Origin of the sequence: Streptomyces sp. NPDC093600 (assembly GCF_044764755.1) — a bacterium.
In the GTDB taxonomy this organism is placed as follows: domain Bacteria; phylum Actinomycetota; class Actinomycetes; order Streptomycetales; family Streptomycetaceae; genus Streptomyces.
Genome location: NZ_JBIWIU010000011.1, coordinates 223,498 through 238,586 on the forward strand (window position 1 = coordinate 223,498; position 15,089 = coordinate 238,586).

The window sequence follows — 15,089 nt, forward strand, 5'->3', positions numbered from 1 at the left end:
TCAGCAGGTGAGCCCCTGAGAGCGAAGCCAGTCGCACTGCGTCTCGCCCGACGTCCTGCCCCCGTCGTACGCCCGGGGGTCCCGGTAGCCGGGCCCGACGGGTTCGTGGTCCTCGAACACGCCGTCTCCGTCCAGATCCCCGCCGTCGGGGTCGATCCTGCCGCCCGGGTTCCGACAGTTCGCCCGGTCGGCGGGGTCGGTGGTGCAGAGACCCTTCTCCGCGGGTTCCTCGGCCTTCGCCGCCTTCTGCGCCGCCGCGTGCTGGGCTGTGGCTTGGCGCTGCAGGCTCTCACCCACGGCGCGGGCCTCGGCGACGAGCGAGACGTGAGTGCTCTCGCTGTTCTGCGGATCGGGCTCCGGGGTGCCCGATCCGCAGGCTGTCAGCGGTACGGAGAGGAGGCACGCGGTGGCCGCGACGATGCCCATGGCGGACCGCGCCGACTTCCGCGTGTCTCCGTTGATGCTCATGAGCGACCCCACCGGCGGTTCAGGCTTGGGTCAAACGCTACGGGTGGGCATCGCGCCGGTCAAAGGGGGTGGATGTCTACTGCCCGGCCTTGAGGTCCGCGACGAACGCGGCCCAACCGGCGGCGGTGAAGACGAGCGCGGGGCCGTGGGGGTTCTTGGAGTCGCGGACGGGAACGCCTGACCGGTAGTCGTCCACGACCTCGACACAGCTGCCGCCATCCCCGCTGCTGTAGGACGACTTGCGCCAGCCGCTCAGTGCGGCCGCGTTCGGGATCGTGCGGTCAGTCATGGCGCTTGTATTCCTTTGCCGTCGCCCTCAGTAGGGCCAGCGATTCCTTGCGGGGGAGGGCGTCGCCCAAGGCGAGAGTGTAGGTCCGCTGCAACGTCTCGACCAGGACGGGGGAGTCGTGCAGCTTGCCCATGAGCACGCCCTCGCCGTAGGCGACCGGCGGCTGGTCGTCGAACATCATCAGCGACAACATGCCCTGGAGTAGGGGGTGATAGCCAGCCCCGAAGGGCAGTACGTGCACGCGAACCCGCTCGCACTCCACCATGCCGACGATGTGGGTCAGTTGCTCCGCCATGATCTCCGGGCTCCCCACGTGGCGGCGCAGTACCGCCTCGTCCACGAGGGCGCAGATTAGCGGTGTGACGGGGTCGGAGAGGATCTGTCCTCGCTTCAGTCGTGTGGCGAGGAGCCTGTCGCATTCCTCTTCGCTTCTGGGAGTGACACTCGGCCGCAGAACCGCACGGGCGTACCCCTCTGTCTGGAGGATGCCTGGCACGAGGGACAGGGCAAACTCCTGGATCACCGTCGCCTGTCGTTCGAGGACCAGCGCCGCCTCGAAATAGTCCGCGACCGCCACGTCCTGCTTCGGCAGGAAGCTCTGCAGCACATCCCCCGTGCCCAGCGCCCTGTCCAGTCGGCGGGCGTCCTCCTGTGAGGGGATCCGGCGGCCCGCCTCGATGTGGGCGATGTGTGAGCGGGTCATGATCGCGCTGTCCGCCACCTCCTGTTGGGTGAGGCCGGCGGCCTCGCGTTGGGCCTTCAGCCACTGGCCGTAGACGTTGGTCATGGTCAACTCCCTTGCGGCGAAAGCGCCGTCACGCCGAACCCGCTGGCCAGGTTAGCCCTGCCGGTCTCACGCTGTGAGGGAATCGCTACAGAGCGCCAAGGGCGAACCACAGCTCCATCCGTACGTCCGCGTCGTCCAGGTCCCTGTCCAGGAGGGTGGCGCAGCGGGCGATGCGCTGGCGGACGGTGTTGCGGTGGATGTCCAGGGCGACGGCCGTGCGGTCCCAGTTGCCGTGGAGGGAGAGCCAGGCGCGCAGGGTCTCGGTCAGCGGCTCGGAGAGGGGCGCGAGCAGGGTGCGGGCGTACGCGGCCGATTCCGCCGGGTCCATCAGGCCGCCGAACCCGGCGGGCCGGTGGCGGGCGAGGGGGGTCCGGGTCGCCTCGGCCCGCCGTAGCGCCCGCGCGGCCTGCGTGTCGGCGGCGGCGAGGTCGCGGGCCTCGACCGGGGCGCTGGCCCCGAGGACCCAGCCCGGCTGCGGCTCGACCTCCCGCCCGGCCGGCAGGAGGAGCCGTACCGCTCCCTCGGTCGGCGCGTCGACCAGGGGCGTACCCAGGGCCGCCGCCAGGGTCGCCGCCGACAAGGCGGTTCCGTCGCCGCCGCGCGCGTGGATCACGGTCCAGGGGCCGGGGCCCAGGGCCGGCGCCGCGTCCGCCGGGGACGCGCCGAGCAGCAGGCGGACCAGGGCCGCGTCCCGCGCCGAGACGTCGGCGCCCCGGTGCGGGGCGGTCAGCAGTGACAGCAGGACCACCGCCACCCCGGCGATGGTGTGGTCCGCCGCCTCCCGGCGCTCCGCCGCGAGGCCCAGGGCCAGCCCCTCGCCGCCGCCCAGCGCGTACACCGCGAGCCGCAGCCCGCCCCCGTCGCCGCTTGCGGAGGCCGGTCCGCCCGGGCGCGGGCCCACCACCCCCACCAGCTGCCGCAGCGCGTCGCTCACCTCCGGCGGGACCGCGCGGCCCGCCGCCGCGTACTCCGTGCCGTCCGCCGTGAAGAGCGCCGCCCGCCCGCCGAGCCGGGACGCCAGTGCGCCGAGCACCGCCGGAACGGGGGCGGGCCGGGCCGCCGCCGTCGCCAGCGACTGCTGCGCCTCGGTCACCCGGCGCAGCTCCTGGTGGCGGGCCTCCGCCATCAGCCGCCAGACCGCCCGGGCCACCGCCGTGAACGGCGTGTGCGGGGGCACTTCGAGCAGCGGCAGCCCATGGCGCTCACACGCTTCGACCAGCGCGGCCGGGACCGTGTCGTACACCGGTGTGACGCCGAAACCGAGCGCCGCCGCCCCCGCCTCCACCACCCGCTCGACATACCGCGCCGGGTCGGTGAGCTGCACGCCCGCCGTCATCAGCAGCTCGCCCCCGAGGAGGTACGGATAGGGGTCGGCCATCTCCGAGGTGTGCACCCAGTGGACGGAGGCGTCCTCCGGCCCGGCGAGCATGCGCAGCCCGAGGTCCCGGCGGCCGAGCAGTGCCGCCAGCGAGACCGGTGGTGCCGGGGGAGTGGAGGCGGGCTCCTGCGTCACGGGCATCGCCATGGATCCTTCGTACATCCGGAGCGGGAACGATGGATGAAACGTACACTTCTGCGTCGCTTTCCGGCCACCTACTGTCGTGGCATCCAGCGGCCGCGGGTACGGGCGGATGTCCCCGCGATCAGTCACTGGAGTCACTCCACCCGCACGACACGCCACCGAAGTGAACGAGGGAGGGCCCATGGCCGTCGACTACGCAGTGATCGCCCTGTATCTGGCCGGCATGCTCGCGATGGGCTGGTGGGGCATGCGCCGCGCCAAGTCCAAGAGCGAGTTCCTGGTCGCGGGCCGCCGGCTCGGGCCCTGGATGTACTCCGGGACCATGGCCGCCATCGTCCTCGGCGGCGCCTCCACGATCGGCGGCGTCGGCCTCGGCTACAAGTACGGCCTCTCCGGCGCCTGGATGGTCTTCACGATCGGCCTCGGCCTGCTGGCCCTCTCCCTCTTCTTCTCCGCCCGGATCGCCCGCCTGAAGGTCTACACCGTCTCCGAGATGCTCGACCTGCGCTACGGCGGCCGGGCCGGCGTCATCTCCGGTGTGGTCATGTGGGCGTACACGCTGATGCTCGCCGTCACCTCGACCATCGCGTACGCCACCATCTTCGACGTCCTCTTCGACCTGCCCCGCACGGTCGCGATCGTCCTCGGCGGCGCCATCGTCGTCGCGTACTCGACGCTCGGCGGCATGTGGTCCATCACCCTCACCGACATGGTGCAGTTCGTGGTGAAGACCATCGGCGTGCTGATCCTGCTGCTCCCCATCGCGGTCATCAAGGCCGGCGGGTTCGCCGAGATGAGGGCGCAGCTGCCCACCGAGTACTTCGCGCCTCTCGGCATCGGCGGCGAGACGATCTTCACGTACGTGCTGATCTACACCTTCGGCATGCTCATCGGTCAGGACATCTGGCAGCGCGTCTTCACCGCCCGGACCGACAAGGTCGCCAAGTGGGGCGGCACCGTCGCCGGTACGTACTGCCTGGTGTACGCGCTCGCCGGCGCCGTCATCGGCACGGCTGCCAAGGTGCTGTACCCGAAGCTGCCCAGCGCCGACGACGCCTTCGCGACCATCGTGAAGGACGAACTGCCCATGGGGGTGCGCGGACTGGTGCTCGCGGCGGCGCTCGCCGCCGTCATGTCCACCTCCTCCGGCGCGCTCATCGCCTGCGCCACCGTCGCCAACAACGACATCTGGTCGCGTCTGCGCGGTGTGGTGGTGTCGTCGAAGGAGGACGGGCACGACGAGGTGAAGGGCAACCGCCTCTTCATCCTCATCATGGGCACCGCCGTCATCTGCATCGCCATCGCCCTCAACGACGTCGTCCAGGCCCTGACCGTCGCCTACAACCTGCTGGTCGGCGGACTGCTCGTGCCGATCCTCGGCGGGCTGCTGTGGCGCCGCGGCACGGTGCAGGGCGCGCTGGCGGCGGTGACGGTCGGCGGCCTGTCCGTCATCGGCTTGATGGGGGCTTACGGAATCCTGGCAAATGAGCCTGTTTACTATGGTTTGTTGGCGTCGCTCGCCGCATATGTGATCGTTTCCCTGGTCACCCGCCCGACGGACGCCGCCGTGCTGGCGACCTGGCGGGCGCGGCTGGCGGGCCAGGACCCCGAAGCCGCGCATGCCGCCGAAGGCGGCGAGGCGGACGTGACGCCGAAGACCGTGCCGGCCGCCCCGACCGGCTGACGCACCGCAGACTTCCGGTCGGGGGCCCCGAGACCCGAGGCCCCCGACCGGACCCCACCGACACACCCCTGGAGGACCCGACCATGAGCAGCAGCGACCAGAGCGCTTTCCGAGGCCCGATCGACTCGTCCCGCATCCCGCGGTACGCCGGTCCCGCGACGTTCGCCCGGCTGCCGCGGCTCGACGAGGTCGGCACCGCCGACATCGCCGTGGTCGGCATCCCCTTCGACAGCGGCGTCTCCTACCGGCCCGGCGCCCGCTTCGGCGGCAACGCGATCCGCGAGGCGTCCCGCCTGCTCCGCCCGTACAACCCGGCGCAGGACGCCTCGCCGTTCGCCCTCGCGCAGGTCGCCGACGCCGGTGACATCGCCGCCAACCCGTTCAACATCAACGAGGCCGTCGAGACGATCGAGGCCGCCGCCGACGACCTCCTCGCCACCGGCGCCCGCATGATGACCCTCGGCGGCGACCACACCGTCGCCCTGCCGCTGCTGCGCTCCGTCGCCAAGAAGCACGGCCCGGTCGCCCTGCTCCACTTCGACGCGCACCTCGACACCTGGGACACGTACTTCGGCGCCGAGTACACGCACGGCACGCCGTTCCGCCGCGCGGTCGAGGAGGGCATCCTGGACACCTCCGCCCTCTCGCACGTCGGCACGCGCGGCCCGCTGTACGGCAAGCAGGACCTCACCGATGACGAGAAGATGGGCTTCGGCATCGTCACGTCGGCGGACATCTACCGCCGCGGCGCCGACGAGGTGGCCGACCAGCTGCGCCAGCGCATCGGCGACCGCCCGCTGTACATCTCCATCGACATCGACTGCCTCGACCCGGCCCACGCGCCCGGCACCGGCACCCCCGAGGCGGGCGGCATGACCTCCCGCGAGCTCCTGGAGATCCTGCGCGGCCTGTCCTCCTGCAACCTGGTCGGCGCCGACGTCGTCGAGGTCGCCCCCGCGTACGACCACGCCGAGATCACGGCGGTGGCAGCCTCGCACACCGCGTACGAGCTGACGACGATCATGTCCCGCCAGATCGCGGCGGCCCGCGCGGCCGCGGACCAGCCCGCGAAGTAGGACCTCGACGCCGGTTCCGGCCCGGCGGAAGGGCCCCGCGCGGGCCGGGACCGTGCGGTCGGGGTCCGGTGCGGGTCCGCCGGCCCGTGCGGTCGGGTCCCGTGCGGGTCCGCCGGCCCGGGCGGTCGGGGTCCCGTGCGGGCCCGCCGGCGCGGGCGGTCGGCGGCCCGGCACGGCGAGGGCGACCGCGCTGCTCGGCCGCAGGCCCAGGTGGCCGCCCCCACCGCCCCACCGCACCACCCGGTGCGGCACCATTCGACCGCCGGGCCGTATCCGAACACACCCGCCACTCGCGAGGGGGACCCCCATGACCCACGACCACGACCTGGTGCTCCGCCCCACCGCCGCCCAGACCGAGGCCGCGCTCAACCCGCCCGCCGGGCGCAACGGCGGCGACCTCGTCGTCGAGACCCTCTCCGGCCTCGGTGCGACCACCGTCTTCGGGCTGCCCGGCCAGCACGCGCTCGGCATGTTCGACGCGCTGCGCCGCTCCTCGCTCACGTACGTCGGGCTGCGCGTCGAGAACAACGCCGGCTTCGCGGCCGACGCCTACGGCCGGATGACCGGCGAGGCGGCCCCGCTGCTGCTCTCCACCGGCCCCGGCGCGCTGATGTCGCTCGCCGCGCTCCAGGAGGCGGCCGCCGCCTCCGCGCCCGTCCTCGCGATCGGCAGCCAGGTCCCGGTGGCCGGGCTCGGCGGCGGGCGGCACGGCTATCTGCACGAGCTGCGCGACCAGCAGGCGTCGTTCCGGGACGTCGTGAAGTCCGTCCACACCGTCCGCACCCAGTCCCAGATCCCGTCCGCGATCGCGGCCGCCTGGGAGTCGGCGCTGACCGCCCCGCACGGGCCGGTCTGGGTGGAGATCCCGCAGGACGTGCTGCTCGCCGAGACGACGCTTCCCGTCGTCACGGCGATGGACGCCACCCCGGAGGAGGTCGTGCCGCGCCCCGAGCTGACCGCCGTGGCCGCGCATCTCCTCGCGAACGCCGAGCGGCCCGCGATCATCGCGGGCGGCGGAGTCGTCCGCTCCGACGCGTCCGGCAAGCTGCTGGCGCTCGCCGAGCGGCTCGACGCCCCCGTCGTCACCACCTTCGGAGGCAAGGGCGCCTTCCCATGGGAGCACCCGCTGTCGCTCCAGTCCTGGCTGGAGGACCGGCACACCACCGACTTCCTGGAGGACGCGGACGTCCTCCTCGTCGTCGGCTCCGGCCTCGGTGAGCTGTCCTCGAACTACCACACCTTCGCCCCGCGCGGCCGGGTGATCCAGATCGAGGCGGACGCAGGCAAGCTGGAGTCCAACCACCCGGCCCTCGGCATCCACGCCGACGCCCGCCTGGCGCTGTCCGCGCTGCTCGAAACGGTCGCGGTACGGGAGGACCCGACGGCCCCCGAGCGGGTCGCGGCCGTCCTGGCCAAGGTGCGGGACCGTATCGCGGCCCAGGACCTCGGCCTGGAGCAGCGGATCGTGGCGTCGGTCCGCGAGGCCCTCCCCGACACGTCCCCCAGCTTCTGGGACATGACGATCCTCGCCTACTGGGCCTGGTCGGCCTTCGACCCGCGCCACCCCAACACCATGCACTCGGCCCAGGGCGCGGGCGGCCTCGGCTACGGCTTCCCCGCGGCTCTCGGCGCGGCCGCGGCCGACCCGACCCGCCCGGTCCTCGCGGTCTCCGGCGACGGCGGCGCGATGTACTCGATCGCCGAGCTGGCGACGGCGAAGCAGTACGGCTCGGACGTCACCTGGCTGATCGTGGACGACGGCGGCTACGGCATCCTGCGCGAGTACATGACGGACGCCTTCGGCGAGGCCACGGCCACGGAACTCGCCCGCCCCGACTTCGTCGCCCTGGCCGAGTCCTTCGGCGTCCCGGCGGTCCGTACGACCCCGGAGTCCCTGACGGCCGACCTGGCGAAGTCCCTGTCGACCCCGGGCCCCTCGGTGGTCGTCCTCCCAGCGCTACTTCGGATGTTCGAACCTACACACCTCTGAGGGACGGATTGCCGGTGTGACCGCAGAGGCGGGCGTCTCAGAGATCCACGGGTACGAGCCGAAACGCCTTGTGCCCCGTCAACGGGCGCATGGCGCGGAAGTCGCGCTCGTCGATGGTGAGGAGGCAGTCCGTCCTGTACTCCTCGGCGAGTGCGACGTTCATGGCGTCGGCAAGGTCGACGGCGAGACTCGCATAGCGAGCCATCACCGCTGCCGCGGTGCGGAGCATGTCCTCGTCGATGGCTGGGATGACCATCCGCGTGCGGGCGACCTGGCCGAGGATCCAGGACAGGGCGCGGTGTGATTCCGCCGCGCCCAGTTGCCGCACCTCGCTCGGGCGGCGACCGCCGGACCGGAGTTTGACCGCTCGCCGGATCATGTGATCCGTCTCCGTCAGGACCGTGGGCGAGACCACGATGAGTCCGGCCTCCTGCATGGCCGACTGGATGGCTGCCTGCTGCGGATGCGCCCGGTCGAGTGCGCCGAGCAGAGCGCCCGTGTCGGCGATGAGGATCACGCGGCGTCCTCGTCGCCCTCGCCGTAGAGCTCCTCGCGCACCCGGTGGGCGAACTCCGGGTCGCCGCTGTCGAAGGTGGGGAAGTCCATCGGCTCTTCCCAGCGGCGCTCCCCCATCGCCGCCAGATGGATGCCACGACGGATGATCTCGGCCTCGGGGATACCCTTCCGCGCGGCCGCCTCCTTGATGATCGCGAGGTCTCGCTCGTCGACGTGCACCGTGGTCCGCTTCAAAGCCATATGCGTATGCTAGCGCATGCATACCTCGCCGGTCCGTGGTCCTAGGACCACGGACCGGACCTGTGTCCGACTTCGCCGCGGCGGGATGAAATCCCACGCCACCCGCGTTGGGCCTTCCGGCAGAGCAGGACGAACGGGAGGCACCACGTGGCGGCGGCGGATCCGAAGCAACAGGGCTGGGCGCGCAGGCTCGCCGCGTACGCGTGGCGGTACAGGAAGAACGTCGTGCTCGCGCTCGGGTCCTCGCTCGCGGGCATGGCCGTGCTCGCGCTCGTCCCGCTCATCACCAAGGTGATCATCGACGACGTCATCGGGGCGCGCACCCGCTCCCTCACCGTCTGGACCGGCCTCCTCATCGCCGCCGCCGCCGTCGTCTACGTCCTCACGTACATCCGCCGCTACTACGGCGGACGGCTCGCCCTCGACGTCCAGCACGACCTCCGTACCGAGATGTACGGCACCATCACCCGGCTCGACGGACGGCGCCAGGACGAGCTGTCCACCGGTCAGGTCGTCGGACGGGCCACCAGCGACCTGCAGCTCATCCAAGGGCTTCTCTTCATGCTCCCTATGACGATAGGGAACATCCTGCTCTTCCTGATCTCGCTGGTCGTCATGGCCTGGCTGTCGATCCCCCTCACCCTCGTCGCCCTCGCCGTCGCCCCCGCCCTCTGGTACATCGCCAAGCGCAGCCGCACCCGCCTCCACCCCGCCACCTGGTACGCCCAGTCCCAGGCCGCCACCGTCGCCGGTGTCGTCGACGGGGCCGTGACCGGCGTCCGGGTCGTCAAGGGCTTCGGCCAGGAGGACCAGGAGACCGGCAAGATCCGTGACGCCAGCCGGCGGCTCTTCGCCGGGCGGATGCGCACGATCCGGCTCAACTCCCGGTACACCCCCGCGCTCCAGGCCGTGCCCGCCCTCGGCCAGGTCGCCGTCCTCGCGCTCGGCGGCTGGCTCGCCACCCGGGGCGAGATCACCCTCGGCACCTTCGTCGCCTTCTCCGCCTACCTCGCCTCGCTCGTCGGCCCCGTCCGCATGCTCGCCATGGTCCTCACCGTCGGCCAGCAGGCCCGCGCCGGCGTCGACCGCGTCCTGGAGCTGATCGACACCGAACCCGTGATCAAGGACGGGACGAAGGAGCTGCCCGCCGACGCCGACGCGACCGTCGAGTTCGACGACGTCGGCTTCGCGTACGAGGACGGCCGCCCCGTCCTCGACGGCTTCTCCCTGGAGATCCGCTCCGGCGAGACCGTCGCCGTCGTCGGCGCCTCCGGCAGCGGCAAGTCCACCGTCTCGCTCCTCCTGCCCCGCTTCTACGACGTGAGCCGCGGCGCCGTCCTCGTCGGCGGCCACGACGTCCGCGAGCTGACCCTCGACTCGCTGCGCGCCGCCATCGGACTCGTACCGGAGGACAGCTTCCTCTTCTCCGACACCGTCCGCGCCAACATCGCGTACGGCCACCCGGAGGCCACCCAGGAGCAGATCGAGACCGCCGCCCGCGCCGCCCAGGCGGACCGTTTCATCGCCGAGCTGCCCGAGGGATACGACACCAAGGTCGGCGAGCACGGGCTCACCCTCTCCGGCGGCCAGCGCCAGCGCATCGCGCTCGCCCGGGCGATCCTCACCGACCCCCGGTTGCTGCTCCTGGACGACGCCACCTCCGCCGTCGACGCGCGCGTGGAGCACGAGATCCACGAGGCCCTCGCCTCGGTGATGGCCGGCCGCACCACCCTCCTCATCGCCCACCGCCGCTCCACCCTCAACCTCGCCGACCGGATCGCCGTCCTCGACGACGGCCGGCTCTCCGACATCGGCACCCACGAGGAGCTGGAGGCGCGTTCCGCGCTCTACCGCAAGCTGCTCACCGACCCCGACGAGCTCGGCGGCGTCTCGCCCGGGCACACCGTCCCGGTGGAGCTCCCCGAGGACCACACCCTCCGCGCCGAGCTGGACGCCGAGTTCGACGCCGAGCGCGGCATCACCCCCGCCCTGTGGGTACGGGACGAGGCGGGCCCCGAGGAGACCCAGGCGCCCGGAGCCACCCCCGAACTGCTCGCCGCCGTCGAGGCGCTGCCGCCCGCCACCGACACCCCCGAGGTCGACGAGGCCCAGGCCGTCACCCCGGAGGAGACGTACGGACTGCGCCGCCTGCTGCGCGGGTTCGGGGTCCCGCTGCTGATCAGCCTCGGCCTGGTCGCCGTCGACGCCGGGATGGGCCTGCTGCTGCCCGTCCTGATCCGCCACGGCATCGACGACGGCGTCAACCGGCTCGCCCTCGGCGCCGTCTGGGCCGCCTCCGGGCTCGCCCTGCTGACCGTGCTCGTGCAGTGGGCCGCGCAGACCGCCGAGATCCGGATGACCGGCCGCACCGGCGAGCGGGTGCTCTACGCCCTCCGTCTGAAGCTCTTCGCCCAGCTCCAGCGGCTCGGCCTCGACTACTACGAGCGCGAGCTGACCGGCCGGATCATGACCCGGATGACGACGGACGTGGACGCGCTGTCCACCTTCCTCCAGACCGGACTCGTCACGGCCTTCGTCTCCGTCGTGACCTTCTTCGGCATCATGGTCGCGCTGCTCTTCCTCGACCTCCAGCTCGCCCTGGTCGTCTTCGCGACGCTCCCGGTCCTCGCGGTCGCCACGTACTTCTTCCGCCGCTCCAGCGTGAAGGCGTACGAGCTGGCCCGTGACCGGATCAGCGTCGTCAACGCCGACCTCCAGGAATCCGTCTCCGGTCTGCGGATCGTCCAGGCGTTCCGCCGCGAGCGCTCCGGAGCGGCCCGGTTCGCCGAGCGCAGCGACGCGTACCGCGAGGCCCGCGTCCGCGGACAGTGGCTGATCTCGATCTACTTCCCCTTCGTCACCCTGCTCTCCTCCGTGGCCGCCGCCGCCGTCATGATCGTCGGCGCGAACCGCATCGAGGCCGGCACGCTGACCACCGGCGCGCTCGTCGCCTACCTCCTCTACATCGACCTCTTCTTCGCCCCCGTGCAGCAGCTGTCCCAGGTCTTCGACGGCTACCAGCAGGCCACCGTCTCGCTGAGGCGGATGCAGGAGCTCCTCCAGGAGCCGACGTCGACGGCCGCCGCCGACAAGCCCCGGGAGGTGCCGTCGCTGCGCGGCGAGATCGCCTTCGAGGACGTCTCCTTCGCCTACGGTGACGAGGAGGCGGCCCTCACCGGCGTCGATCTGCGGATCCCGGCCGGGCAGACCGTCGCCTTCGTCGGGGAGACGGGCGCGGGCAAGTCCACGCTGGTCAAGCTGGTCGCCCGGTTCTACGACCCGACGAGCGGACGGGTCACGGCCGACGGCACCGACCTGCGGGAGCTTGATCTCACGGCGTACCGCCACCGGCTCGGGGTCGTCCCGCAGGAGGCGTACCTCTTCGCCGGGACGGTACGCGACGCCATCGCGTACGGCCGCCCCGACGCGACCGACGCCGAGGTCGAGGCGGCCGCCCGCGCGGTCGGCGCGCACGACATGATCGCGACCCTGGAGGGCGGCTACCTCCACGAGGTCGCCGAACGCGGCCGCAATCTCTCCGCCGGCCAGCGCCAGCTGATCGCGCTGGCCCGCGCCGAGCTCGTCGACCCCGACATCCTGCTCCTGGACGAGGCGACGGCCGCCCTCGACCTGGCCACCGAGGCCCAGGTCAACCAGGCCACCGACCGCCTCGCGGGCCGCCGCACGGCCGGTCAGGCGCCCGACGACCACACCTCGTCCACGGCCCACGCGCGCACCACCCTGGTGGTCGCGCACCGGCTCACCACGGCCGCCCGCGCGGACCGTGTGATCGTCATGGACCGCGGCCGGGTCGCCGAGGACGGCACCCATGAGGAGCTGCTGGCCCGGGGCGGCCTGTACGCGGCGCTCTGGCGGACGTTCGTGGGCGAGGAGGAGCCGGAGCGGGTGTGAGTAGCCGGCACCGGTGGAGATGAGTACGCCGGCGCGTTCACCGGCCGGACGGGGCGGGGTTGAATCGCACGTATGAGCAACGACCAGCCCCGCCCCGAGCACCCGGCCATCACCCCAGCCTCCGACGCGCCGGAGGTCTCCGCCGTCCGCGCCCGCGCCGCGGCCGCCGTCGAGATCCGTCCGAACGAGGCCCGCCGCTTCCGCACCCGCGCCCTGTGGGCCGGGCTGCTGCTGATGCCCGCGACGGTCGTGGCCGGGGTCCTCGGCCTCATGTCGGAGAACGCCGGCCGCTGCGTCGGATACGGCGAGGGCTGCTCGGACACCCCGGGGTGGGTCTACCTCACCGCACTCGCCGTTGCCGCCGCGGCCTGGATCCACGCCCTGTGCACCCCGGACGGGGACTCCCAGCCCGCTCCCGGCCGCAAGGCCGCGTTCTGGACGATGATCGGCGCCGAGTGCGTCTTCCTGTTGCTCGTCGTGACCTACTTCGGCTGAGCGCAACCACCGTCGCCTCCGCTGCGTCGTACGCACGTACGGCAAAGAGGCGGGAGGGGATACGTATGTTCGGTGGGGCCACGGGGAGTACGCCCGGCACGAGGCTGCTGGCGCACCTGATCACACTGCTGCTCGCCGCCGGCGCCCTCACGCTGGCCGGCCCCGGCACGGCAGCCGCCGCCGCGGCCTCCCTCTGTGCAGGCCGCCCCACGAAGACGATCCCCTTCGCCACCGGCGAGCTGCGCCTCTACAAGAGCCGCCAGTACGTGTGCGCCCTCACCGTCGCCAAGACCCCCGGGGCCCGCCGCCCGATGTCCGTCTCGCTCCAGCCCCGGGGCGGCCGCGCCGCCGTCGACAGCGGCCGCTTCACCCGCCAGGCCGGCCCCGTCACGGTCCACGCCCTCAACCGCTGCGTCCGCGCCTCCGGTTCCGTCGCGGGCCGCGGCGGATCGACCGGATGGATCCTGTGCTGATACAGAGGTAAGGGCCAACCAGGTCTGGCGGTACGCACGTTGCCCCCGCTAGGTTCGCGACACCGTTGTGAACCAAGGGGAGGGTGAATGCGCAAGTCGCTGAGATGGCTGCTGTCGCTCACGGTGCTCATAGGCACCGTCGGCGCGACCGGTGCGGCTACCGCCGCGGAGCCGGCCACCGGCACGTTCGGCGGATCGTCCGCCGACCGTACGTCCGCCACCGCGAACAGCACGGACATCAAGGACCGGATCCAGGCGATCCCCGGGATGCGCCTGATCGAGGAGAAGCCCTACGCCGGATACCGCTTCTTCGTCCTGGAGTACACCCAGCCGGTCGACCACCGGCGCCCGTCGGCGGGCACGTTCAAGCAGCGGCTCTCCCTCCTCCACAAGGACACGAGCCGCCCCACCGTCTTCCACACCAGCGGATACGGCCTGAGCACCACCCCCAGCCGGCGCGAGCCCACCCGGATCATCGACGGCAACCAGGTCTCCATGGAGTACCGCTTCTTCACGCCGTCCCGGCCGCAGCCCGCCGACTGGTCCAAGCTGGACATCTGGCAGGCCGCCAGCGACCAGCACCGCATCTTCAAGGCCCTGAAGGGCATCTACGGGAAGAAGTGGCTCTCCACGGGCGCCTCCAAGGGCGGTATGACGGCCACGTACTACGAGCGCTTCTATCCGCGTGACATGGACGGCGTCGTCGCCTACGTGGCCCCCAACGACGTGGTCAACAAGGAGGACTCGGCGTACGACCGGTTCTTCGAGACCGTCGGCACGAAGGAGTGCCGCGACCGGCTCAACGCCATGCAGCGCGAGGCGCTGATCCGCCGCGAGCCGCTGCAGAAGAAGTACCAGGAGTGGGCCGCCTCCGAGGGCGCCACCTTCCGGACCGTCGGTTCGCTGGACAAGGCGTACGAAGCCGTCGTCCTCGACTTCGTCTGGGCCTTCTGGCAGTACTACGGCGAGGACGTCTGCGGCTCCGTCCCGGACGCGCGCACCGCCAGCGACGACGAGGTCTACGACACGATCGACGCCTACTCCGGCTGGTCCTTCTACACCGACCAGGGCCTGGCGCCGTACACCCCGTACTTCTACCAGGCGGCCACCGAACTCGGCTCGCCCAGCATCAGGCAGCCGCACCTGGAGGGCCTTTCCCGGTACGGCTACCAGCCCGCCCGGAACTTCGTCCCCCGCGAGATCCCGATGAAGTTCAAGCCGTGGGTGATGCGCGACGTGGACGACTGGGTCCGCAAGAACGCCCACCAGATGCTGTTCGTGAACGGCGGCAACGACCCCTGGAGCGCGGAACCGTTCCGCCTCGGCAAGGGCGCGCGTGACAGCTACGTCTACACCGCCCCGGGCGCCAACCACGGCGCCAACGTCGAGGCCCTCGTCGAGGACGAGCGCGCCAAGGCCACGGCACGCATCCTCGCCTGGGCCGGCGTCGACGCGCAGACCGCCCAGGAGGCGCGGCCGCTCGCCCGCTTCGACGCCCGGCTCGACAAGCCGGCCGACGAGGAGCTGAGCCGGGAGCACAGCCTGCGCCCGTGACACCGACGGTGGGCCGCGCCCGGGGGGGGGGGCCCCCCGGCGCGGCCCCCCCGCGGAAGCACGGCCCGGCGCGCGGGCAACAG

The 15,089-nt window shown here is 72.2% G+C and carries 13 protein-coding genes; 7 read left to right on the plus strand and 6 right to left on the minus strand.

Annotation, left to right across the window (positions count from 1 at the left end; translation table 11 throughout):
* The 4 genes from ACIRB4_RS25630 to ACIRB4_RS25645 all read right to left on the minus strand — a co-directional run bounded on the left by ACIRB4_RS25630 (position 1) and on the right by ACIRB4_RS25645 (position 3,063).
* Positions 1 to 468, minus strand: a complete 468-nt coding sequence (locus ACIRB4_RS25630; protein ID WP_403294510.1) for a hypothetical protein — start codon at positions 466 to 468, stop codon at positions 1 to 3.
* A gap of 76 nt (positions 469 to 544) precedes the next feature.
* Positions 545 to 757 carry a DUF397 domain-containing protein gene (locus ACIRB4_RS25635; protein ID WP_403294511.1) on the minus strand — a complete coding sequence of 71 codons (213 nt, stop codon included), beginning with the start codon at positions 755 to 757 and terminating at the stop codon, positions 545 to 547.
* The gene (locus ACIRB4_RS25640) at positions 750 to 1,544 is read right to left on the minus strand and encodes a helix-turn-helix domain-containing protein (protein ID WP_403294512.1); all 795 of its coding nucleotides are present in this window, start codon (positions 1,542 to 1,544) and stop codon (positions 750 to 752) included. Before ACIRB4_RS25640 ends, ACIRB4_RS25635 begins: the two co-directional genes overlap by 8 nt.
* A gap of 85 nt (positions 1,545 to 1,629) precedes the next feature.
* The gene (locus ACIRB4_RS25645) at positions 1,630 to 3,063 is read right to left on the minus strand and encodes a PucR family transcriptional regulator ligand-binding domain-containing protein (RefSeq protein ID WP_403294513.1); all 1,434 of its coding nucleotides are present in this window, start codon (positions 3,061 to 3,063) and stop codon (positions 1,630 to 1,632) included.
* Positions 3,064 to 3,247: 184 nt separating this feature from the next.
* Between ACIRB4_RS25645 and ACIRB4_RS25650 the strand changes: the two genes are divergently transcribed.
* From ACIRB4_RS25650 to ACIRB4_RS25660, 3 genes are all read left to right on the plus strand, one after another.
* Complete coding sequence (locus ACIRB4_RS25650) at positions 3,248 to 4,750, plus strand: sodium:solute symporter (protein WP_403294514.1); 1,503 nt, start codon at positions 3,248 to 3,250, stop codon at positions 4,748 to 4,750.
* Positions 4,751 to 4,833: 83 nt separating this feature from the next.
* Positions 4,834 to 5,826 carry an agmatinase gene (gene speB, locus ACIRB4_RS25655; RefSeq protein ID WP_403294515.1) on the plus strand — a complete coding sequence of 331 codons (993 nt, stop codon included), beginning with the start codon at positions 4,834 to 4,836 and terminating at the stop codon, positions 5,824 to 5,826.
* A 307-nt stretch (positions 5,827 to 6,133) separates the two neighbouring features.
* Positions 6,134 to 7,816 carry a thiamine pyrophosphate-binding protein gene (locus ACIRB4_RS25660; RefSeq protein WP_403294516.1) on the plus strand — a complete coding sequence of 561 codons (1,683 nt, stop codon included), beginning with the start codon at positions 6,134 to 6,136 and terminating at the stop codon, positions 7,814 to 7,816.
* Positions 7,817 to 7,853: 37 nt separating this feature from the next.
* Here ACIRB4_RS25660 and ACIRB4_RS25665 read toward each other — a convergent pair whose 3' ends face one another.
* Both ACIRB4_RS25665 and ACIRB4_RS25670 read right to left on the minus strand, forming a co-directional pair.
* Positions 7,854 to 8,333: a PIN domain-containing protein gene (locus ACIRB4_RS25665; RefSeq protein ID WP_403294517.1), complete on the minus strand. Its 480-nt coding sequence runs from the start codon at positions 8,331 to 8,333 to the stop codon at positions 7,854 to 7,856.
* Entirely contained in the window at positions 8,330 to 8,572 is a 243-nt protein-coding gene (locus ACIRB4_RS25670; RefSeq protein ID WP_403294518.1) for a ribbon-helix-helix protein, CopG family, read from the minus strand. Before ACIRB4_RS25670 ends, ACIRB4_RS25665 begins: the two co-directional genes overlap by 4 nt.
* Before the next feature lie 147 nt (positions 8,573 to 8,719).
* On the opposite strand from ACIRB4_RS25670, the gene ACIRB4_RS25675 reads away from it, so the two are divergent.
* The 4 genes from ACIRB4_RS25675 (at position 8,720) to ACIRB4_RS25690 (ending at position 15,006) form a co-directional block, all read left to right on the plus strand.
* A complete protein-coding gene (locus ACIRB4_RS25675; protein WP_403294519.1) occupies positions 8,720 to 12,484 on the plus strand; it encodes an ABC transporter ATP-binding protein in 3,765 nt (1,254 codons plus the stop codon).
* Between the two features lie 72 nt (positions 12,485 to 12,556).
* Positions 12,557 to 12,979 carry a hypothetical protein gene (locus tag ACIRB4_RS25680; protein WP_403294520.1) on the plus strand — a complete coding sequence of 141 codons (423 nt, stop codon included), beginning with the start codon at positions 12,557 to 12,559 and terminating at the stop codon, positions 12,977 to 12,979.
* Between the two features lie 65 nt (positions 12,980 to 13,044).
* Complete coding sequence (locus ACIRB4_RS25685) at positions 13,045 to 13,452, plus strand: hypothetical protein (protein ID WP_403294521.1); 408 nt, start codon at positions 13,045 to 13,047, stop codon at positions 13,450 to 13,452.
* 87 nt (positions 13,453 to 13,539) lie between these two features.
* On the plus strand, positions 13,540 to 15,006 hold the full coding sequence (locus ACIRB4_RS25690) for an aminopeptidase (RefSeq protein WP_403294522.1): 1,467 nt from the start codon (positions 13,540 to 13,542) through the stop codon (positions 15,004 to 15,006).
* The last annotated feature ends 83 nt before the right edge of the window (positions 15,007 to 15,089 follow it).